Consider the following 21135-nt stretch of genomic DNA (forward strand, 5'->3'; position numbering starts at 1 on the left):
GGGGGCAGGGGCGAATCGTGGGAGCGGTCTCGACCGCGAAGGGGGCGGCGCCGCGGTGAGAAGATCGCAGTCAGGACCGCTCCCACAGGGGCGGGGACGAATCGTGGGAGCGGTCTCGACCGCGAATGGGGGGGCACCGCAGTGGAAAGATCGCGGTCAAGACCGCTTCCACAGGGGGGGCGGGCGAATTGTGGGAGCGGTCTCGACCGCGAATGGGCGGCACCGCGGCGAGAAGATCGCATTCAAGACCGCTCCCACAGGGGGGCGGGGCAAAATCGTGGGAGCGGTCTCGACCGCGAATGGGGCGGCGCCGCGGTGAGAAGATCGCAGTCAAGACTGCTCCCACAGCGGCAGGGGCGAGTAGTGGGAGCGGTCTCGACCGCGAATGGGGCGGCACCGCGGTGAGAAGATCGCGGTCAAGACCGCTCCCACAGCGGGGTGAAGCCTGGCTCGTCAGAACAGGAAATACCGCTGCGCCATCGGCAGCACTTCGGCGGGTTCACACCAGAGCAACTGACCGTCGGCGCGCACCTGGTAGTTCTGCGGGTCGACCTGAATGTCCGGCGTGTAGTCGTTGTGGATCAGGTCCTTCTTCTGCACCGAACGGCAACCCTTCACCATGCCAATCTTCTTCTTCAGTCCCAACTGCTCGGGCACGCCTGCTTCGAAGGCGGCCTGGCTGATGAAGGTAAAGCTCGACGCATGCAGCGAGCCGCCGAAGCTGGCGAACATCGGTCGGTAGTGCACCGGCTGCGGCGTCGGGATCGAGGCGTTGGCGTCGCCCATCAGACTCGCGGCAATGGCGCCGCCCTTGAGGATCAGGCTCGGCTTGACGCCGAAGAACGCCGGGCGCCACAGCACCAGATCGGCCCATTTGCCGACTTCGATGGAGCCCACCTCGTGGCTGACGCCATGGGTGATGGCCGGGTTGATGGTGTACTTGGCGATGTAACGCTTGGCGCGGAAGTTGTCGTTGCCCGCGCCGTCGCCGGGCAGGGCGCCGCGCTGCTTCTTCATCTTGTCGGCGGTTTGCCAGGTGCGGGTGATCACCTCGCCGACGCGGCCCATGGCCTGGCTGTCGGAGCTGATCATCGAGAACGCGCCGAGGTCATGGAGGATGTCCTCGGCGGCAATCGTTTCGCGGCGGATACGGCTCTCGGCGAAGGCCACGTCCTCGGCGATGCTTGGGTCGAGGTGGTGGCAGACCATGAGCATGTCCAGGTGCTCGTCGATGGTATTGCGGGTGAACGGCCGGGTCGGGTTGGTCGAGCTGGGCAGCACGTTGGCGAAACCGCAGGCCTTGATGATGTCCGGCGCGTGGCCGCCGCCAGCACCTTCGGTGTGGTAGGTGTGGATGGTGCGGCCCTTGAAGGCGCCGAGGGTGGTTTCGACGAAGCCGGATTCGTTGAGGGTGTCGGTATGGATCGCCACCTGAACATCGTACTGGTCCGCCACGCTCAGGCAGTTATCGATGGCCGCTGGGGTGGTGCCCCAGTCCTCGTGCAGCTTCAGGCCGATGGCACCGGCCTTGACCTGCTCGATCAGCGGTTCGGGCAGCGAGGCGTTGCCCTTGCCGGTGAAGCCGATGTTCATCGGGAAGGCGTCGGCGGCCTTGAGCATCATCGCCATGTGCCAGGGGCCGGGAGTCACCGTGGTGGCGTTGGTGCCGGTGGCAGGTCCCGTGCCGCCGCCAATCATGGTGGTGACGCCGCTCATCAGTGCTTCTTCGATCTGCTGCGGGCAGATGAAGTGGATATGCGAGTCGATGCCGCCGGCGGTGAGGATCATCCCTTCCCCGGCGATGACTTCGGTCGCGGCGCCGATGGCGATGGTCACGTCGGGCTGAATGTCCGGGTTTCCGGCCTTGCCGATGGCGGCGATGCGGCCGTCCTTCAAGCCGACGTCCGCCTTGACGATGCCCCAGTGGTCGAGGATCAGCGCGTTGGTGATCAGCGTGTCGACCACGTCGGCCGCGCACAGCTGGCCCTGGCCCATGCCGTCGCGGATCACCTTGCCGCCGCCGAACTTCACCTCCTCGCCGTAAGTGGTGAAGTCCTTCTCGACCTCGATCCACAGCTCGGTGTCGGCCAGGCGCACCTTGTCGCCAACGGTGGGGCCGAACATGTCGGCGTAGGCTTGGCGGGAAATCTTCATCGAATCTCATCCTTGTCCGTAGGGTGGACAACGCGAAGCTTGTCCACCGGCAAACTGGGTGGTGGAAAAGCCTGCGGCGTTTTCCACCCTACGAATCTGTAATCAGAGCGCGCCCATCACCCGTCCGGCAAAGCCGAACACCCGCCGGTCGCCGGCCAGCTCGACCAGTTCCACCTCGCGGCTCTGGCCCGGTTCGAAGCGCACCGCAGTGCCGGCCGGGATGTTCAGGCGCATGCCGCGGGTGGCCGCGCGGTCGAAGGCGAGCGCGTCGTTGGTTTCGAAGAAGTGGTAGTGCGAGCCGACCTGGATCGGCCGGTCGCCGCTGTTGGCCACGTTCAGGATCAGCGTGCGGCGGCCGGCGTTGAGCTCGATGTCGCCGTCCTGGATCTGATATTCGCCGGGGATCATGGATTGGACGTCCTGTTGAGGGTCAGTTGCATCATGGTCAGGTCCAGCCAGCGGCCGAACTTGCAGCCCACCTGGCGCATCTGGCCGACGTGGATGAAGCCAAGCTGCTGATGCATATGGATCGAGGCACGGTTCTCGCTCTCGATGAAGGCGATCATCACGTGCTTTTCCAGCTGGCGGGCGCGCTCGATCAGCGCCTGCATGAGGCTGCGGCCGATGCCGCTGCCACGATGGCCGGGGCCGACGTAGACCGAGTTCTCCACGGTATGGCGAAAGCCATCGTGGGGCCGCCAGGGGCCGAACGAGGCGTAGCCGGCCACTTGTCCCTGTTCGTCGATCGCCACCAGTACCGGGTAGTTCTGTGCGTGGCGTTCGGCCAGCCAGGCGCGGCGGTTGTCGAGATCGACGACGTTGTCGTTCCAGATCGCCGTGCTGTTCTGCACGGCATCGTTGTAAATCTGCAGGATGCCGTCGAGGTCGGCGTCCAGGGCGTCACGTATCTGCACGGGAAAATCCTTCAAGCGGTTCGGGGTCATCACGGCACGGCCGCAACAGACATTGACCTCTCGTTCACGGGATTGGTTGATGCACGGTGACCAGCTTGGTGCCGTCGGGGAAGGTTGCTTCCACCTGGATCTCCGGGATCATTTCCGGCACGCCTTCCATGACCTGTTCGCGGCTGAGCAGGGTGGTGCCGAAATGCATCAGATCAGCCACCGTCTGACCGTCGCGGGCGCCTTCGAGCAGCGCGGCGGAGATGTAGGCCATGGCTTCTGGATAGTTGAGTTTCACGCCGCGTGCCAGACGCCGCTCGGCTACCAGGCCGGCGGTGAAGATCAGCAGCTTGTCTTTCTCTCTCGGTGACAAATCCATAACAACTCCAGTCGTAGGGTGGATGTCGCTTTTCACATCCACCGGCTCGTGGTCGAGACCACGTAGCGCGTTGTTCGGGACGGCAGGTAGCAAGCGCCGACGTAGGGTAGGCAACGGCGCAGCCTTGCCCACCGTCCATTCACGTACTCCAGATTCGTGGCGGTACGGCCTCGCGCCCTAGCAAGGCTGGACGCAGCAGACGCCACAGGTCGATCAGCCAGGCACGGGCATGCAGGGCTTCGCTGGCCAGGCAGCGGCCGATGACCAGGCCCGGCAGCTGTGTCAGATCGCCCCTGACCCGGCTCGGTAGTTCGCGGCAGCGCTGCATCAGCTCGGCATCGATCTCGCCGGTGACGATCAGCGTGGCGAACACCGGCTGGCCATCGAGGCCGATCGGCGAGTCGAGCAGGCCGTCGTTGCCCGCGACACGCTGGCGTTCGTGCCAGAGCAGCTCACCATCGTGGCGGATGTCCAGCTGGGCCTGGAAATGGCCCGCGTCGAAGCGCTCGCCGCTGGCCGGCCGGCCCAGGGCGACGATGTCCCAATAGAACAACCGCGCATCGGCCTCCAGTTCGATGGTGGTGGCGAGCTCGGCCTGTGCCGCCGAGTAGACGATGGTCTCCTGAGGCAGCCATTCCAGCGTCGCGCCGGCCTTGACGCGCAATTGCACCTTCTGAAAAGCCGGGCCAGCAGCTCGATACCACTTGGCCGCGCCAGGGCTGGTCAGCTGGGCCCACGCGCCCTTGTCGACTGCCGCGCGGATGTCCAGTCGGTCGCCGCCAGCGATCCCGCCCGGCGGGTGCACGAGGATGTGTTGGCAGACTTGCGGCCCCTCGGCGTAGAGGTGCTTCTGGACTCTCAACGGCCCGCTGTGGCGGCGCAACACCGGACGTGTCGATTCGTCGAAGCGGGCGTAGGCCAGTTCGAGTTCGGCATTCCAGTGTGGCGTGAACAGGGGCGTCAGGGCAGTCATGGGTCCGTAGGATCTGCGCGGTGATGTGCTAGCCGAGCAATTGTCATGCCTCTTGCGCCACGGCGGTGCGCCGGCCCGGCATCGCGGGGTGGTAAGGCCATGGCTGAGCGGCCCCGCACCGCCTGCCAGCGCCAATCCGATGCCCTTGAATGGTGCGCTTGCCAGGTGTCACGCTGCCGGTGACCTTATTTGGTGCATGCGCAGCAAGGCACGACGGCGCGCTTCGCTTGGTTGGACAGTCGCTGCGCTGAACCGCAATCGGCTCAAGCGCAGGGCCGCTGAAACACATTGTTGCCAGCATCACGCTGCTTTATGGGCCTCTATCTCTCTTGGGCCGCTGGTTTGACGAGGGTACGAGCGAGTGCCAATGTCAGTCAGGCGCAGTTCGATGCCGAGCGGCGGTCGAGTTTCGACCTGCTGGTCTGGCGGCAATCGCAACCGCTCGGTGGTACCCATAACAACAAGATCCACGGAGGCGCTGCATTGAATCTATTGTTTCAGCAAGTGCTCAACGGCCTGACCCTGGGCAGCATCTACGGGTTGGTCGCTCTCGGCCTGACGCTCGTCTACGGCATCCTGCACATTCCCAACTTCGCCCATGGCGCGCTGTACATGGTCGGTGCCTTCGCGTCGTTCTTCTTCATGACCGACCTCGGCCTGCACTATTGGATCGCCATGCTGTTGTCCGGCCTGGTGGTCGCCGCGCTGGCTGTGCTGTGCGAGCGGCTGGTGTTCCATCCGTTGCGCAACGCGCCGCCGATTCACGACAAGATTGCCGCCATTGGCATCCTGCTGTTTCTCGAAGCGGCGATACAGATGTTCTGGGGCTCGGACTTCCGCCGCATGGCCTCGCCCTACGGCGGCATCCTCAACTTCAACGGGCTGATCATTCCCGAGCAGCGCCTGCTGATCATCGTCGGCGCCTTTACCCTGATGCTGGCGCTGCACCTGTTCCTGCGCAAAACGATGCTCGGCTCGACCATCATCGCCATGGCGCAAAGCCGCGAAGGCGCCTTTCTCGTCGGCATCGACGCCAATCGGGTGGCGATGCTGACCTTCGCCATCTCCGGCATGCTCGCCGCCTTCGCCGCCACCCTCTATGCGCCGATCAACCTGGTGTATCCGGCCATGGGGCACCTGGTGATCATGAAGGCCTTCGTCATCATCGTGCTGGGCGGCATGGGCAGCATTCCCGGCGCCATCATCGGGGCGATGATCCTTGGCTTCGCCGAGAGCTTCGGCGGCTTCTACCTGTCCTCGGACTACAAGGACATCATCGCCTTCTCGCTGCTGGTGGTGATCCTCTCGTTGCGCCCGACCGGGTTGTTCGCCAAGGGGGCTCATTGATGCATTCCTTCGCCTCTTTCCTCACCGGTCGCGCCTGCAAGCTGGTTGTGCTGGCGCTTGCCCTGGCGTTTCCCCTGTTCGCCAAGAGCGAGTACCAGGTCTATGTGATGGCCAGCGCCTTCATCTGGGCGATTGCGGTGTACGGGCTGAACATCATCACCGGCTACTGCGGCCAGCTGAACCTGGCCCATGGCGGCTTCTTCGCCATCGGTGCTTACGCCCTGGCGATTCTCACCGCGGATCATGGCTGGAATTTCTGGCCGGCGTTCGTCGCCGCGGCGCTGGTTTCGGCTGCGGTCGGCGCGCTGGTGGGCATCGTCTCGCTGCGCTTGAAGGAGCACTTCTTCGCGATCTTCACGCTGTGCGTGGGCTTCATCATTTACCTGCTGATCGATAAATGGGAGGAGCTGACTCACGGCGCCATTGGCATTCGCGGGATCGCGGCGCCGGATGGCTTCGGGCTGGTGGATTTCAGCCAGACGGTGCCTTTCTACTACCTGGCGCTGCTGTTTCTGGTGTTGGCGATCTGGTTCGCCGGGCGCCTGGCCTCGTCACTGCTGGGGCGCACCTTCATGGCGATCCGCAACGGTGATGCGCTGGCCCAATCGCTGGGCATCGATCTGATGCGCAACAAGCTGCTGGCCTTCGTGCTCTCGACCACCTACGCCGGCGTCGCCGGGGCGCTCTACGCCTCGATGATCCGCTTCATCGGGCCGGAAGAGGCCAACCCGAACCACACCTTCGACATGATCACCTACCTGCTGATCGGCGGCTTCGGCACCCTGTTCGGCCCACTGGTGGGGACGGTCGGCGTGGTCTGGATCACCCAGTCGCTGCAGTTCCTCGAGGACTACCGGATGATCATCTTCGGCCCGCTGATCGTGGTGCTGGTGATCTTCATGCCGCGCGGTGTCATCGGCACCTTTCTCGGCTGGAAACTGCGCAAGGACACCGCCGCCGCGCGGGCCAGGGATCCACGCGCAAGCAGCAAAGTCAGCCCCGGCAGCGAGGTGAACACCAATGCTTAAGGTCGAAAACCTGACCAAGATGTTCGGCGGCCTGGCGGCGGTACACGACGTCAGCATCGAGTTCGAAGCGCTCAAGATCAACGCCATCATCGGCCCCAACGGCGCCGGCAAGAGCACCTTTTTCAACCTGATCTCGGGCGTGCACAAGCCCAGCTCGGGGCGCATCCTCATCGACGGTCAGGATGTCTCGCGGATGCGCTGTGACCGTGTGGCTCGGCTCGGCGTTGGCCGGACGTTCCAGACTACGCACCTGTTCGAGCAGGCGACGGTGCTCGACAACCTCATCGTCGGCCACCGTTTGCGCACCCGCTCCGGTCTGTGGGACGTACTGATCAATTCCAAGCGCCTGCAGCGTGAGGAGCGCGAATGCCGCGAGAAGGCCCGCGCCGCGCTGGATTTCGTCGGCCTCGCGCACCTGGAGAACCGCGTGGTGCTGGATATCTCGCAGGAAGAGCGCAAGCGCGTCGCCTTCGCCCTGGCGCTGGCCACCGAGCCGAAGCTGGTGCTGCTCGACGAACCGGCGGCGGGCGTCAATCCGGAGGAAACCGAGGGCCTGGCGCAGCTGATCCGCAAGATGCCCGAGCACGGCCTGACCGTGTGCCTGATCGAACACAAGATGGACATGATCATGGGCCTGGCGGACAAGATCATGGTGCTCAACTACGGCGAGAAGATCGCCGAGGGCACGCCTGCCGAGATCAAGGCGAACCCCGCCGTCATCGAAGCCTACCTGGGGAGCGACTACGATGCTGCAGCTTGATCAGGTCGATGTCTGCTACGGCAGTTTCAAGGCGCTGAACCAGGTCTCGATGACGGTTGGCGCCGGTGAGCTGGTGGTCCTGCTCGGGGCCAACGGCGCGGGCAAGACCACGCTGTTCAACACCATCAGCGGGCTGCTCAAGCCAACCCGTGGAACCATCACGCTGGAAGGCAAACGCATCGACGGACTCAAGCCTTCGGCGCTGGTCGCCGCAGGCGTGGTGCACTGCCCGGAGGGGCGCAAGCTGTTCCCGCAGATGTCGGTTTCGCAGAACCTCGCCCTCGGTGCCTACCTGCACCGGCGTGATGGCGAGGGCAACAAGCGCAACCTGCAGGAGGTGCTGGACCTGTTCCCCATCCTTCACGACAAGCGCCACCAGCCCGCCGGCTCGCTGAGCGGTGGCCAACAGCAGATGGTGGCGATCGGACGGGCGCTGATGAGCCGGCCGCGGCTGTTGATGCTCGATGAGCCCTCGCTCGGGCTGGCGCCGCTGGTGGTCAACCAGATGTTCGAGGTGATCGCTCGCATCAACGCATCCGGCACCAGCGTGTTGCTGGCCGAACAGAATGCCTTCGCCGCCTTGAAGATCGCCCACCGCGCCTATGTGATCGAGGGCGGCAGCCTGGTGATGGAGGGCGACCAGCAGGCCATGCTGGGTAACGAAGCCGTGCGCAAAGCCTACATCGGCGCCTGATCAGTCATGACCAAGGAGACAACAATGAAAACGCTCAAAGCGCTTGGATTGGCGATGGCCACCCTGACCGCGGTCCAGGCCGGCGGCGTGTATGCCGAACAGACCCTCACCATCGGCTTCACCGGCCCGCTCAGCGGCGGCGCCGCGCTCTATGGCGAGAACACCCTGTCCGGCCTGCGCATGGCGGTCGATGATGCCAACGCGGCCGGCGGGCTCAAGATCGGTGACGAAACCTACAAGGTCAACCTCATCAGCCTCGACGACAAATACTCGCCGAGCCAGGCCGCCACCAACGCCAAGCGTCTGGTCAAGGAGTCGAACGCCGCGGCCGTGTTCGTGCCGCATACCGGCGGCGTGTTCGCCCTGCAGGACTTCAACGTCGCCGACGACTTCCTGATCATGGCCTATACCAGCGTGCCCTCGGTTACCCAGCAGGGCAATCCGCTGACGGTGCGCATTCCGCCGGAATTCACCGGCTACGTCGATGCGTTCTCAGACTACGCCCTCAAGCATTACGGCAAGAAGCTCGGCATTGCCGGCGCGACCCACGAGTACGCCAAGATCTGGACGGACATGATGACCAAGGCCTGGGAGCAGAAGGGCGGCGAGATCGTTGCCAGCAATCCCATGGACTACAACAAGTCGACCGATTTCTATACCGGCGTGAGTCGCGTCATCGCCGAAAACCCGGACGTGATGTTCGTCGGCGGCGCCTCGGAGCCCACCGGCCTGGTTGTGCAGCAGGCGCGTCAGCTGGGCTTCCAGGGCGGCTTCATCGTCATGGATCAGGCCAAGCTCGACGAAATCGCAGCCGTCACCGGCGGGCTAGATCTGCTGGAAGGCGCCGTGGGCGTCGTACCGCTGTCCGAATACGACAGCGAGGTCGCCAAGGTCTTCGTCGATCGCTACCAGAAGGCGCACGGCAAAGTGCCGGGCTCCGAGGCCGCCTACAACTACCTGGCCTTCCACGCGCTGGCCAAGGCCATGGAGCTGGCCGGCAGCACCGAACCGCAGCAGGTCAGGGCGAAGATGGGTGAGGCGCTGACGGCCATGGACCCGAAGTTCAACCTCTATTCGGTAAAGGGCATGACCGACAACGGCGGCTTCATCACACCGACCACCATGGCCGTGGTGGAAGGCGGCAAGATCGTCAGCAAGCCTATCGGCGAGTAGCCGGCCGGTTTGTCGTTCGGTCAGCAGTCCGCTGTCCGAGCGGCGAGTTTCACGACAACCGTCTTGCAGTGCGGGCTCACTGCTCAGCGCTCGGCGAGCCTGCTCTGCGAATCGTGCCTCGTTGACGGCCAGTTCCCTTGCGAAAGGCTCAGATCGCCACCAACCCACGCACGCCTTCGGCTTCCATCGTCTCGCCGCGGCCTTGCTGAATGATTTCACCGCGGCTCATCACCAGGTACTGGTCGGCCAGCTCGGCGGCGAAATCGTAGAACTGCTCCACCAGCAGAATCGCCATGTCGCCGCGGGCAGCGAGTTTCTTGATCACCGCGCCGATTTCCTTGATCACCGAGGGCTGGATGCCTTCGGTGGGCTCGTCGAGGATCAGCAGGCGCGGCTGGCTCGCCAGCGCGCGGCCGATGGCCAGCTGTTGCTGTTGGCCACCGGACAGATCACCGCCACGGCGGTGTTTCATTTCCTTGAGGACCGGGAACAGCTCGTAAATGAACTCGGGCACTTCCTTGGCTTCCTTGGCGCTGAAACGCGACAGGCCCATGAGCAGGTTTTCTTCAACCGTCAGCCGGCCAAAGATTTCACGCCCCTGGGGCACGTAGGCGATGCCGGCGTGTACGCGCTGGTGCGGCTTGAAGCCGGTGATCGGCTTGCCTTCCCAGTTCACCGCGCCTTCCTTGGCCGGGATCAGGCCCATCAGGCACTTCAGCAGGGTGGTCTTGCCCACGCCGTTACGCCCGAGCAGACAGGTGACTTCGCCGATCCTGGCGTCGAATGACAGGCCGCGCAGGATGTGGCTGCCGCCGTAGTACTGATGCAGTTGTTGGACTTGCAGCATGTCGATGTCCTTGTTTTGTCATTACGCGTGGAAAGGGCTTCGCCGTTTTCGGTGGATAAGCCTGCGGCGTTATCCACCCTGCGTTTACGTTGCGATGATGCGGACGCCGGCGTCCGGTCTGGCCTACTGGGTACGCGTGGAAAAGGCTTCGCCGTTTTCCACCCTACGTTCGGCGGCGTAGGGTGGATGACGCTTCACCCATCCACCTTCATGCGGCCTCGATGGGCGAACGGCGCCGAAGCCTTCACCGCCCGAGATACACCTCGATCACCCGCTCGTCGTTCTGCACGGTTTCGAGCGAGCCCTCGGCCAGCACCTGACCCTGATGCAGCACGGTGACGTGGTCGGCGATGGTGTCGACGAAGCCCATATCGTGCTCGACCACCATCAGCGAGTGCTTGCGCGCCAGGCGCTTGAACAGCTCGGCGGTGAACTCGGTTTCGGCGTCGGTCATGCCGGCGACGGGTTCGTCGAGCAAAAGCAGTCGCGGGTCCTGCATCAGCAGCATGCCGATTTCGAGGAACTGCTTCTGGCCGTGGGAGAGCAGGCCGGCGGGGCGATTGCGTGAGGTTTCCAGGCGAATGGTGGTGAGCACCTCGCCGATGCGGTCGCGCTGCTCGCCGTTGAGCCTGGCTTTCAGGCTGGCCCAGACCGATTTATCGGTCTTCTGCGCCAGTTCCAGGTTCTCGAACACGCTGAGCGCCTCGAACACCGTGGGTTTCTGGAATTTGCGACCGATGCCGGACTGGGCGATCTCGACTTCACTCATGCGCGTCAGGTCGAGGGTGTCGCCGAAGAACGCGGTACCGCTGTCCGGTCGGGTCTTGCCGGTGATGACGTCCATCATTGTGGTCTTGCCGGCGCCGTTGGGGCCGATGATGCAGCGCAGTTCGCCGACGCCGATGTACAGGCTGAGATTGGTCAGCGCCTTGAAGCCGTCGAAGCTGACGTTGATGTCTTCCAGGCTGAGGATGGTGCCGTGGCGGGCGTCCAGGCCCTTCTCGGCAACCCGGCCGAGGCCGATGGCATCGCGACCGCTGCCGATGCTGTCGGACGGGTCAATGAGTTCGGGTACGGCTGCGGCTTTCATTGTTCGCCCCTCCGCTTGATGAGGCCGATGACGCCCTTGGGCAGGTACAGGGTGACGACGATGAACAGCGCGCCGAGGGCGAACAGCCAGTACTCGGGGAAGGCCACGGTGAACCAGCTCTTCATGCCGTTGACGATGCCGGCGCCGAGCAGCGGACCGATCAGCGTGCCGCGGCCACCGAGGGCGACCCAGACGGCGGCCTCGATGGATTGCGTCGGCGCCATTTCGCTGGGGTTGATGATCCCGACCTGCGGCACATAGAGCGCACCGGCCAGGCCGCATAGCACCGCCGACAGCGTCCAGATGAACAGCTTGTAGCCGCGCGGATCGTAGCCGCAGAACATCAGCCGGTTCTCGGCGTCGCGCAGCGCGGTGAGCACGCGGCCGAACTTGCTGCGCGCCAGCCGCCAGCCGAGCAACAGGCTGCCGGCGAGCAGGGCGACGGTCGCCAGGAACAGCGTGGCGCGGGTCGCCGGCGCCGAGATCGAGAAGCCGAGGATGGTCTTGAAGTCGGTGAAGCCGTTGTTGCCGCCGAAGCCGGTCTCGTTTCGGAAGAACAGCAGCATGCCGGCGAAGGTCAGCGCCTGGGTCATGATCGAGAAGTACACGCCCTTGATCCGCGAACGGAAGGCGAAGAAGCCGAACACGAAGGCCAGCAGCCCCGGCGCCAGCACCACCAGACACATCGCCCAGAGAAAGCTGGAGGTGCCGTACCAGTACCAGGGCAGTTCGGTCCAGGCGAGAAAGCTCATGAACGCGGGCAGCCCGTCGCCGGCGCTTTCGCGCATCAGGTACATGCCCATGGCGTAGCCGCCGAGGGCGAAGAACAGGCCGTGGCCGAGCGACAGCAGGCCGGCGTAACCCCAAACCAGGTCCAGCGCCAGGGCGACGATGGCGTAGCAGAGGATCTTGCCGACCAGCGTCAGGGTGTAGGCCGAGACGTAAAAGGCGTTGTCCGCGGGCAATAGGTGCAGCAGCGGCATGGCGACGAGAACAGCGAGCGCCAGGCCGAGGGCGATGACCGTGGCTTTCGGCCCGGCTTTCTGCGCGGCGGTGAGGGTAAGTGGTTGGTTCATGACTGGACTTCCCCGAGGCGATGAGGGTGGCTTGTAGGCACGAATTGGCTGGGCGTGCATTCGCGGACAAGTCCGCTCCCACAGGCGCTGCTGAGCAAATGGGGCTTGGTGTTCAATCGATCACCCTCCCTTTCAAGGCGAACAGGCCCTGCGGACGCTTCTGGATGAAGAGGATGATCAGCGCAAGGATGAGGATCTTGCCCAGCACGGCGCCGATCTGCGGTTCGAGGATCTTGTTGGCGATGCCGAGGCCGAAGGCGGCGAAGATGCTGCCGGCCAGTTGGCCGACGCCGCCGAGCACGACCACGAGAAATGAGTCGATGATGTAGCCCTGGCCGAGATCCGGGCCGACGTTGCCGATCTGCGAGAGCGCCACGCCACCGAGCCCGGCGATGCCGGAGCCCAGGCCGAACGCCAGCATGTCGATACGCCCGGTCGGCACGCCGCAGCAGGCGGCCATGTTGCGGTTCTGCGTCACCGCGCGCACGTTCAGGCCCAGACGGGTCTTGTTCAGCAACAGCCAGGTCAGCAGCACCACGAACAGCGCGAAGCCGATGATCACCATGCGGTTGTAGGGCAGCACCAGGTTCGGCAACACCTGCAGGCCACCGGACAGCCAGCCGGGGTTGGCCACCTCGACGTTCTGCGCGCCGAACAGCACGCGCACCAGCTGGATCAGGATCAGGCTGATGCCCCAGGTCGCCAGCAAGGTTTCCAGCGGGCGGCCATAGAGGTGACGAATCACGGTGCGTTCCAGCGCCATGCCGATCGCAGCGGTGACGAAGAAGGCCACCGGCAGCGCCACCAGCGGGTAGAAGGCCAGCGCCTCGGGCGTGAGCCTCGCCATCAGCACCTGCACCATGTAGGTGGTGTAGGCGCCGAGCATCAGCATCTCGCCGTGGGCCATGTTGATCACGCCAAGCAGGCCGAAGGTGATGGCCAGGCCGAGGGCGGCGAGCAGCAGGATCGAGCCCAGCGACAGGCCGCTGAAGGCCTGGCCGAGCAGTTCGCCGATCATTAGTTTGCGTTTGACCTGGGCCAGGCTGGTCTCGGCGGCCTTGCGCACAGCGGCATCGGTTTCCGCCTCGTCGGCCAGCAGATTCTCCAGCCGGACTCGCGCGAGTGGCGCGCCGGTTTCGCCGAGCAGGCGTACGGCAGCCAGGCGCACGGCGGGGTCTTCCGCGCCCAGTTGCAGGTTGGCCAGCGTCAGGGTGAGGGCTTCGCGTACGGCCGGGTCGTCTTCCGCTTCGAGCCGCTGTTGCAGGAGCGGGAGCTGTTCCGGCTGACCGCTGCGCTGCAGGCGCTTGGCGGCGCCGAGGCGTTGCGCCGGATCATCGGAGAACAGCTGGTGGCTGGCCAGCGCGGTGTTGAGCAAGCCGCGCAGGCGGTTGTTCAGGCGCAGCTTCTTCGGCGTACCGACAGGTTCGGCGTCGCCTTCGAGGGCGCGGTAGGTGTCGCCGTCCTCGACGAAGGGTGTCTTGTTCTGGTCGATGACCACGCGGTTGGCGCGCAGCGCTTCGATCAGTGGCAGACGTTCGGGAGCCGGCGCGATGGCCCAGTCTTCCAGCAGCTTGGCCTGTTTGGCCGGGCTCGCCTTGGCGTAGTCGGCTGCGTCTCCGGCGTGGGCTGCGCAAGGCAGGACCAGCAGAAGCAGCCAGAAAATTCGGTACAGGGCAGTGTTCATCTACATATTCCCCTGGGGATGTCGAGTGCTCTCTTGATGGAGCTTGTGGGCGTCGACAGGTGGATGAAAAAAGCGTCGACTCCGCGTCCCGATCCACCCTACGGACTGGCGTCAGTTGACGGTGGAAGACGCCTACTCATCCACCGCAACGAAAACAGCGCTCAGTTCGACTTCACCGCGTAATCCGGCTTCTTGTCGTTGCCCGGGATGTAAGGGCTCCACGGCTGCGCGCGGACCGGGCTTTCGGTTTCCCAGACCACGGAGAACTGACCGTCGTCCTGCACTTCGCCGATCATCACCGGCTTGTGCAGGTGGTGGTTCTTCTCGTCCATGGTCAGGGTGTAGCCGCTCGGGGCCTCGAAGCTCTGGCCGGCCAGCGCATCGCGCACCTTGTCGACGTCGGTGGTGCCGGCTTTCTCGACCGCCTGCGCCCACAGGTGGATGCCGACGTAGGTGGCCTCCATCGGATCATTGGTCACGGCCTTGTCGGCGCCCGGCAGGTTCTTGGCCTTGGCGTAGGCCTTCCACTTGCTGACGAAGGCTTCGTTGACCGGGTTTTCCACCGACTGGAAGTAGTTCCAGGCGGCCAGGTGACCGACCAGCGGCTTGGTGTCGATGCCGCGTAGCTCTTCTTCACCGACCGAGAAGGCCACGACGGGCACCTCGGTGGCTTCCAGGCCCTGGTTGGCCAGTTCCTTGTAGAACGGCACGTTGGAATCGCCGTTGATGGTCGAGACCACCGCGGTCTTGCCGCCTGCGGAGAACTTCTTGATGTTGGCGACGATGGTCTGGTAATCGCTGTGGCCGAAGGGGGTATAGACCTCTTCGATGTTCGCTTCCGGGACGCCCTTGCTGATCAGGAAGGCGCGCAGGATCTTGTTGGTGGTGCGCGGGTAGACGTAGTCGGTGCCGAGCAGGAAGAAGCGCTCGGCGCCGCCGCCGTCCTCACTCATCAGGTATTCCACCGCCGGAATGGCCTGCTGGTTTGGCGCCGCACCGGTGTAGAACACGTTCGACGACAACTCTTCGCCTTCGTACTGGACGGGGTAGAACAGCAGGCCGTTGAGCTCTTCGTATACCGGCAGCACGGACTTGCGCGAAACGCTGGTCCAGCAACCGAAGGTCACCGCGACCTTGTCCTGGGTCAGCAGCTGACGACCCTTCTCCGCGAACAGCGGCCAGTTGGAGGCCGGGTCGACCACCACGGGCTCGAGCTGCTTGCCGAGCACGCCGCCCTTGGCATTGATCTCATCGATGGTCATCAGCGCCATGTCTTTCAGCGAGGTTTCCGAGATGGCCATGGTGCCGGACAGCGAATGCAGGATGCCGACCTTGATGGTCTCGGCGGCCTGCAGGGTGAACGGGAACAGGCCGCTGAGCATCAGCGCACTGGCGGCGAGGGTGGATTTCAGGAGGGGACGGCGTTTCATGGTTTGTGGCTCCTTGGCTGTCCATGCGCAACTGTGGGTTGGTTCTCTGGGACAGGAGCGCTATCGCAGCATCCGTGCCAATGTGCCTTGCAGCGCTCTGGCTCAAGGCTTTGCGGTTATTTGGTTGGGCGATAGATGAGGGCGCGCGGGGGGCGGCGGGTACGAAAACGGGGCGGCCGGCGCGACGTGGGGCAGCATGCTGCACGCATGTGGTGCGAAACCCCTTTCGCGCGTTGCCAACAGCCGAACCCGGCGAGCCCAGGGCGACTGCTTGCGAGGAGCGCCTCGTCGCCCTAGCATGACCGGCCCGCTCAGGAGCCTTCATGTCGCGTCGTCCCCGCCCTCCGCGCACCGCCGCAGCGCGTACCCAGCCCCGCCGAATTGCCAAGGCGCCGCCTGCCGAGCCGCGCCTGTTGCTGTTGAACAAGCCGTTCGACGTGCTCACCCAGTTCAACGATGCCGATGGCCGCGCCACGCTCAAGGACTTCGTGCCGGTGCCGGGTGTGTACCCGGCCGGGCGCCTGGACCGCGACAGCGAGGGGTTGCTGTTGCTGACCAATGATGGCCAGCTGCAGGCGCGCATTGCCGATCCCAAGCACAAACTGGCCAAGACCTATTGGGTGCAGGTGGAAGGGGAGGTGAGCGACGAGCAGCTCCAACGCTTGCGCGACGGTGTCGAACTCAACGACGGCATGACGTTGCCCGCTGAAGCCCGGGCATTGGATGAGCCGGTGTTATGGCCACGCCATCCACCCGTGCGCTTTCGCAAGAGCGTGCCGACGTCTTGGCTGGAACTGGTGATCAGAGAGGGACGTAATCGTCAGGTTCGCCGGATGACGGCGGCGGTCGGATTGCCGACGCTGCGGCTGGTGCGGGTCAGGATAGGTCCCTGGTCGCTGGACGGCTTGCAGCCAGGCGAGTGGCGGGAAGTGCCGGCGCGTTTGTGAAGCGCCGGCCACCTCGCAGCATCAGTGCGGGATGCCCTGCGAAACTTCGATGATGTAGCCGATGATCGGCTTGGCGAGAAAGGCGAACAGGCAAAGCCCAAGGCCCAGGAACAGAACTGCCGTGCCTAGGCGGCCCGCTTTGGACTTCTTGGCCAGGTCCCAGATGATGAACGCCATGAAGGCCATCAGGCCGCCGACCAGGACGATCATCATCCACTTTTCGAATACTTCGGGTTCCATCGAGCGCTCCGCGTGGCTAGTAACGACAACGGCTATGACAACGGCGGGTTATTGTTGGCTGAGCAGGGCTCGTTTTATATGACGCGCGGGGCATAGCAAGGCGGCGTCGAGTATACGCCAACCAGCCCGCCGCGCGGCCTGTCAGCGGCAACCGGTCTCAGGTGCGCAAATGTTCCAGCGGCAGCTCCGTGCTTGACGACACCTGCCGCAGGACGAAGCTCGAGCGCACGCTTGAGACGCCCTCGATGCGGGTCAGGGTGCCGAGCAGGAAGGCCTGGTAGTGCTCCATATCCGGCACCACGACCTTGAGCTGGTAGTCGGCGTCCATCCCTGTCACCAGGCTGCATTCCAGCACTTCCGGGCATTTTCCGATGACCCCCTCGAAGTGTTCGAAGCGCTCCGGCGTGTGCCGGTCCATGCCGATGAGCACATAGGCGGTCAGGGTCAGGCCGAGTTTCTTGCGATCCAGCAACGCGACCTGACGGGCGATGAAGCCGTCGTCCTCGAGCTGCTTCACCCGCCGCGAACAGGGCGAGGGCGACAAGCCGATGCGCTCGGCGAGATCCTGGTTGGAGATGCGTGCGTCGCGCTGCAGTTCGTGGAGGATACGCAGGTCGTATCGGTCTAGTTTGCTCATTTCGGTTTTCTCGTGTGGTCTTGTTGCGCTGGTTTGCGTTTAGTTGCGTATGAATTGCGCAAGAGTGGCTTATCTGAGCAATATTCGCAAACATCTATCGCTGTGCGGGGCGTAAGCTTTATTCAACTTCAGCCCCCGGCAGATAGGCATGGCACGCGATCCCCGCCGTGACCTCCGAAGGCCTTATCCAGGTCGACGGTCCGGGCCCCCGGCGCTCACGAGGCCCCGCGCGAAGCAGCCGTTACCATCGGCCAGACGAATCGAAGAGACCACGCCCAGGCGTGGTCTTTTTCGTTTTGGGGTTTTGTTTGGTGTTGAGTGGGTGGGGCTGTTCCTAGCCGCTGTGTATTGCGCTGTTGTGGGCATAGCCTTGGCTGCGAAGTTGTTGGGCTTTGGGTTCACGTGGCTACGCCCGTTGGCTGGGTTGGCTGAGGCATTGGTTTCGCCCTGCTGGGCGAGTCACTTTTTCTTGCGTGGCCAAGAAAAAGTAACCAAAAAGAAGGCCACCCCTGCATCCGGATTTTGCTTCGCAAAACTTCCCTCGCTCCGGCGCTGCTCCGGGGGCCGTCGCGAAGGGCCATCCCTGGCCCATCGCTCCTCGCTCGGCATCCATGCCTCGCGACCCCCTGCGCAACGCCTACGCTCGGCCTTCTGAAGGGGGCTCGGGACCGAGTCGTCCGAACGTTTTGAACAGCAACGAAGCACCTTCCTCATTATTCAATGGCGATCAGTCTCGTAGGATGGGTGCAACCCATCAAGCTCTTGTGATGGGCTTCGCCCATCCTACGTTCTGAAGCCCACCGTACAATGCTTAGGCTTTTGATATCTGGCACAGATCAGCAGTCGTAGGGTGGGTAACGCGAAGCTTACCCACCGATTTGTTGCGGGCATCGTTTGATACCGATTGCAGCGTGATTGCGGTGGAAAATGCTTCGCAGTTTTCCACCCTACGGTCTTTTCACCGGCATTGGTTGAATGGCCCTGGCTCGACACAGCTTCCTGCTTTCCATTGCACGACGTGTCAGACGACGCCGAACGCCCCCTTCAGGAGGCCGAATGGAATCCGCGCGGAGGGGAGCGAGCGGCATGGATGCCGCGAGAGGCGTAAAGGGTCGGGGCCGCCGTCGGCATGGATGGCCCTTGTACGCCGGCCCCCGGAGCGCGGATGGAATGAGGGAAGTCGAGCGCAGCGAACCGGGGACGCCTAGTCCGGATGCAGGGGCAAGCGTTTTTGGTTACTTTTGAGGGGCCGGCCATCCGGGCGTCTGGAAAAAGTGAGTCGCCCAGCAGGGCGAAACCATAGCTAGCGGTGTCCGCGGTAACCGGTATAGCACCTTTGCCAGACGCCGCGTCTGCACCTCTACGCTGCGCTACCCCTTCGCCCTAACCACCTCAAGCGGATCGGCATGCACCAACACTTCCGCCCGCGGATATTGGGCGTGTATCGCCGCCTCAACCTGATCACACAAGGCATGTGCCTCGATCAACGGCAGCTGTCCCGGCAGTTCCAAATGCATCTGCACGAACCAGCGGGTCCCGGACGCGCGGGTACGCAGGCCGTGGCAGCCGACCACACCGGGCACAGCGCAGGCCAGCCGGTGCATGTCTTCGCTGATCTCCGGCGGCAGCTCGGTATCCATCAGCACCGCGCCGGCCTCGCGGACGATGCTCAGTGCGCTCCAGAAGATGTACAGGGCGATGGCGATGCCGAAGATGGCGTCCAGGCGCTCCCAGCCGTAGCCGGCCAGCACCAGCGCGACGAGGATGCTGGTATTGAGCAGCAAGTCCGAACGGTAGTGCAGGGAGTCGGCGCGGATCGCCGTGGAGCCGGTTTCCCGCACCACATGACGCTGATACAGCAATAGCGCCACGGTCAGCGCCAGCGACAGCAGCATCACCGCGATGCCAAGGGCCGGTGCGCCCAAGGGCTCGGGGTGCAGCATGCGGTCGACGCCTTGCACGCAGACGAGGATCGCGCTGACCGAAATGAAGGCGCCCTGGCCAAGCCCGGCCAAGGCTTCGGCCTTGCCGTGGCCATAGCGGTGATCGTCGTCCGCGGGGCGCAGCGAGTAGTGCACCGCCAGCAGGTTGAGCAGCGAGGCGGCGCCGTCCAGCAAGGAGTCGGTCAGACCCGCCAGCAGGCTCACCGAGCCGCTCAACCACCAGGCCAGCGCCTTGCTCGCGGCCAGCGTCAGGGCCACGGCCAGCGCCAGCCGTGTGGCGCGGCGCATCAGCTTGGCGTGCTCGGCGCTGACGCCTTTGCGTTCGCGTGCGTGTGGCATCAGGCGGCCGGGCGCAGTCCGAAGGCGGCCAGTTGCTCGACGCTGCCGTTGTGCTGGATCAGACGAGGATCATCCAGCGGCAGGCTGCGGCCGGTTTCGGCCTCGATGATGGCCTTGAGCTTGGCCAGGTCGACCACGCCATCGGCGCCGATGGCTTGCTGCAGTTTTTCAGGCGCCATGGAGTAGTTGTCATCGGGCAAATAGATCGCGCCGGTGGCGAAGTCGATGCCGAAGGCAATCAGGCCGGGGAGGAGATAGAAGATCAGGCCGACCGCGTTGAGCACGGCGACGGCAGGGTCGATGCGACCGTCGATCTGGCCGCGGCGGTCGGGGTAGAACAGCGTGCCGCAAGCCGCCAGTTGAGTGAACAGGGAGACGGCCAGCACGCCGCCGATAACACGGGAACGAGTACGCATTTGGACCTCCGGAAAAAGTGGCGCAACTATACAAGGGCTACACAAGGGCTACACAAGGGCTGCGTGATGTTTTCTCGACATCAGACCGCGTTCTGCTCCAGGGTGTTCAAGGGGCTGTGCTGCGCCCGCAAGGCGTCGGCGGGGCGTCCGTAGGGTGGATGACGCTTCACCCATCCACCGTATCGCCGTGCGGGTAGATGAAAAGCACCGTCGCCGCTCGTGCGCTTGTCGCCCCTATAATGCCGCGCTCACTTCCGGAATCCCCATGTTGTCGTTACCCATCGATGATGCCCTGCCGGCCCTGCGCCAGGCCCTGCTAACCCGTAACGAAGCGGTACTCGAGGCGCCGCCCGGCGCCGGCAAGACCACGCGCGTGCCGCTGGCGCTGTTGAACGAGCCCTGGCTGGCCGGGCAATCGATCCTGATGCTCGAGCCGCGGCGTCTGGCCGCCCGCGCAGCGGCCGAACGGCTGGCCAGCGAGCTGGGCGAGAAGGTCGGTGAAACGGTCGGTTATCGCATTCGGCTGGAAAGCAAGGTGGGGCCGACGACCCGGATCGAAGTGGTCACCGAAGGCATTCTTGCGCGCCGTCTGCAGGATGATCCGGCGCTCGAGGGCGTGGGGCTGGTGATCTTCGACGAATTTCACGTTTTGCCATTTGCACCGAAATAGTGGCATTTCTTGTCAAAATCATCCTGCCCTTCCTCCCTGGGCTCTCTCCCGCCTCTGGACGCTTACGGCGGCCAGCGTGGCCAATGACACCCAGGCCGGCAAACTTCTGTATGGCGAGGAAACCGTAGTGTGTACAGATGCCACCTACATCGGGGTCTAGAAGCGCAACGAACATGCGAGGTGCCAGGTGATCTTGAATATCTCAGCCCGGCGCAATACCTACCAGCGACACGACAAGCACAGTGTCCTCTACAAACAGTCCAGTCCGGCTGCTACACGAGGTTGATCAGGGTGATCAGAAGCTTCCCGTCCGACGTGAGCTTCTCAACTTGCTCAGTAAGTGACCAGGGCTCTGGGCTCTGGGCTTCTTGAACCGCGAATATTCCTTTGGCCTGGGTTCGCGCGT

Annotated in this window: 21 protein-coding genes; 7 read left to right on the forward strand and 14 right to left on the reverse strand. The window is 64.1% G+C overall.

Going from position 1 to position 21135, the window contains the following annotated elements:
- Window positions 1-453: 453 nt before the first annotated feature.
- The 5 genes from ureC to KVO92_RS13940 all read right to left on the reverse strand — a co-directional run bounded on the left by ureC (window position 454) and on the right by KVO92_RS13940 (window position 4408).
- A complete protein-coding gene (gene ureC, locus KVO92_RS13920) occupies window positions 454-2154 on the reverse strand; it encodes an urease subunit alpha (RefSeq protein WP_217476216.1) in 1701 nt (566 codons plus the stop codon).
- Between the two features lie 102 nt (window positions 2155-2256).
- The gene (locus KVO92_RS13925; protein ID WP_217476217.1) at window positions 2257-2562 is read right to left on the reverse strand and encodes an urease subunit beta; all 306 of its coding nucleotides are present in this window, start codon (window positions 2560-2562) and stop codon (window positions 2257-2259) included.
- Complete coding sequence (locus KVO92_RS13930; RefSeq protein ID WP_423836234.1) at window positions 2559-3068, reverse strand: N-acetyltransferase family protein; 510 nt, start codon at window positions 3066-3068, stop codon at window positions 2559-2561. Before KVO92_RS13930 ends, KVO92_RS13925 begins: the two co-directional genes overlap by 4 nt.
- Before the next feature lie 64 nt (window positions 3069-3132).
- Window positions 3133-3435 carry an urease subunit gamma gene (locus KVO92_RS13935; RefSeq protein WP_217476219.1) on the reverse strand — a complete coding sequence of 101 codons (303 nt, stop codon included), beginning with the start codon at window positions 3433-3435 and terminating at the stop codon, window positions 3133-3135.
- A 139-nt stretch (window positions 3436-3574) separates the two neighbouring features.
- Complete coding sequence (locus tag KVO92_RS13940) at window positions 3575-4408, reverse strand: urease accessory protein UreD (RefSeq protein WP_217476220.1); 834 nt, start codon at window positions 4406-4408, stop codon at window positions 3575-3577.
- A 342-nt stretch (window positions 4409-4750) separates the two neighbouring features.
- Between KVO92_RS13940 and KVO92_RS13945 the strand changes: the two genes are divergently transcribed.
- From KVO92_RS13945 to KVO92_RS13965, 5 genes are read left to right on the forward strand one after another with little or no spacing between them, the layout of a single operon-like run.
- A complete protein-coding gene (locus KVO92_RS13945; protein WP_254621438.1) occupies window positions 4751-5755 on the forward strand; it encodes a branched-chain amino acid ABC transporter permease in 1005 nt (334 codons plus the stop codon).
- A complete protein-coding gene (locus KVO92_RS13950) occupies window positions 5755-6783 on the forward strand; it encodes a branched-chain amino acid ABC transporter permease (RefSeq protein ID WP_217476221.1) in 1029 nt (342 codons plus the stop codon). The genes KVO92_RS13945 and KVO92_RS13950 overlap by 1 nt, the downstream gene beginning before the upstream one ends.
- A complete protein-coding gene (locus KVO92_RS13955) occupies window positions 6776-7543 on the forward strand; it encodes an ABC transporter ATP-binding protein (protein ID WP_217476222.1) in 768 nt (255 codons plus the stop codon). Before KVO92_RS13950 ends, KVO92_RS13955 begins: the two co-directional genes overlap by 8 nt.
- Window positions 7530-8237, forward strand: coding sequence for an ABC transporter ATP-binding protein (locus tag KVO92_RS13960; protein WP_217476223.1), 708 nt, complete (start codon window positions 7530-7532; stop codon window positions 8235-8237). Before KVO92_RS13955 ends, KVO92_RS13960 begins: the two co-directional genes overlap by 14 nt.
- 24 nt (window positions 8238-8261) lie before the next feature.
- On the forward strand, window positions 8262-9410 hold the full coding sequence (locus KVO92_RS13965; protein ID WP_217476224.1) for an ABC transporter substrate-binding protein: 1149 nt from the start codon (window positions 8262-8264) through the stop codon (window positions 9408-9410).
- Between the two features lie 148 nt (window positions 9411-9558).
- Here the strand turns inward: KVO92_RS13965 and urtE are convergent, their stop codons facing one another.
- The 5 genes from urtE to urtA form a co-directional block, all read right to left on the reverse strand.
- Window positions 9559-10257: an urea ABC transporter ATP-binding subunit UrtE gene (gene urtE, locus KVO92_RS13970; protein WP_217476225.1), complete on the reverse strand. Its 699-nt coding sequence runs from the start codon at window positions 10255-10257 to the stop codon at window positions 9559-9561.
- Between the two features lie 244 nt (window positions 10258-10501).
- Window positions 10502-11347, reverse strand: a complete 846-nt coding sequence (gene urtD, locus KVO92_RS13975; protein ID WP_217476226.1) for an urea ABC transporter ATP-binding protein UrtD — start codon at window positions 11345-11347, stop codon at window positions 10502-10504.
- The gene (gene urtC / locus KVO92_RS13980) at window positions 11344-12423 is read right to left on the reverse strand and encodes an urea ABC transporter permease subunit UrtC (RefSeq protein WP_217476227.1); all 1080 of its coding nucleotides are present in this window, start codon (window positions 12421-12423) and stop codon (window positions 11344-11346) included. Before urtC ends, urtD begins: the two co-directional genes overlap by 4 nt.
- A gap of 112 nt (window positions 12424-12535) precedes the next feature.
- Entirely contained in the window at window positions 12536-14107 is a 1572-nt protein-coding gene (gene urtB, locus KVO92_RS13985) for an urea ABC transporter permease subunit UrtB (protein ID WP_217476228.1), read from the reverse strand.
- Window positions 14108-14268: 161 nt separating this feature from the next.
- Window positions 14269-15537: an urea ABC transporter substrate-binding protein gene (gene urtA, locus KVO92_RS13990; RefSeq protein ID WP_217476229.1), complete on the reverse strand. Its 1269-nt coding sequence runs from the start codon at window positions 15535-15537 to the stop codon at window positions 14269-14271.
- A 323-nt stretch (window positions 15538-15860) separates the two neighbouring features.
- Here urtA and KVO92_RS13995 point away from each other — a divergent pair, with 323 nt between their 5' ends.
- Window positions 15861-16484, forward strand: a complete 624-nt coding sequence (locus KVO92_RS13995) for a pseudouridine synthase (protein WP_254621439.1) — start codon at window positions 15861-15863, stop codon at window positions 16482-16484.
- Between the two features lie 21 nt (window positions 16485-16505).
- On the opposite strand, the gene KVO92_RS14000 is transcribed toward KVO92_RS13995, so the two are convergent.
- The 4 genes from KVO92_RS14000 to KVO92_RS14015 all read right to left on the reverse strand — a co-directional run bounded on the left by KVO92_RS14000 (window position 16506) and on the right by KVO92_RS14015 (window position 20059).
- Window positions 16506-16724: a DUF2788 domain-containing protein gene (locus tag KVO92_RS14000; RefSeq protein WP_217476230.1), complete on the reverse strand. Its 219-nt coding sequence runs from the start codon at window positions 16722-16724 to the stop codon at window positions 16506-16508.
- A 157-nt stretch (window positions 16725-16881) separates the two neighbouring features.
- Entirely contained in the window at window positions 16882-17361 is a 480-nt protein-coding gene (locus KVO92_RS14005) for an Lrp/AsnC family transcriptional regulator (protein ID WP_217476231.1), read from the reverse strand.
- A 1370-nt stretch (window positions 17362-18731) separates the two neighbouring features.
- Window positions 18732-19643, reverse strand: a complete 912-nt coding sequence (locus tag KVO92_RS14010; protein ID WP_217476232.1) for a cation diffusion facilitator family transporter — start codon at window positions 19641-19643, stop codon at window positions 18732-18734.
- Window positions 19643-20059: a polyribonucleotide nucleotidyltransferase gene (locus KVO92_RS14015; RefSeq protein WP_217476233.1), complete on the reverse strand. Its 417-nt coding sequence runs from the start codon at window positions 20057-20059 to the stop codon at window positions 19643-19645. The genes KVO92_RS14010 and KVO92_RS14015 overlap by 1 nt, the downstream gene beginning before the upstream one ends.
- Window positions 20060-20324: 265 nt before the next feature.
- On the opposite strand from KVO92_RS14015, the gene KVO92_RS14020 reads away from it, so the two are divergent.
- A complete protein-coding gene (locus KVO92_RS14020) occupies window positions 20325-20729 on the forward strand; it encodes a DEAD/DEAH box helicase (RefSeq protein WP_217476234.1) in 405 nt (134 codons plus the stop codon).
- The last annotated feature ends 406 nt before the right edge of the window (window positions 20730-21135 follow it).

It is taken from the genome of Stutzerimonas stutzeri, from assembly GCF_019090095.1.
GTDB classification, from domain to species: Bacteria; Pseudomonadota; Gammaproteobacteria; order Pseudomonadales; family Pseudomonadaceae; genus Stutzerimonas; species Stutzerimonas stutzeri_AN.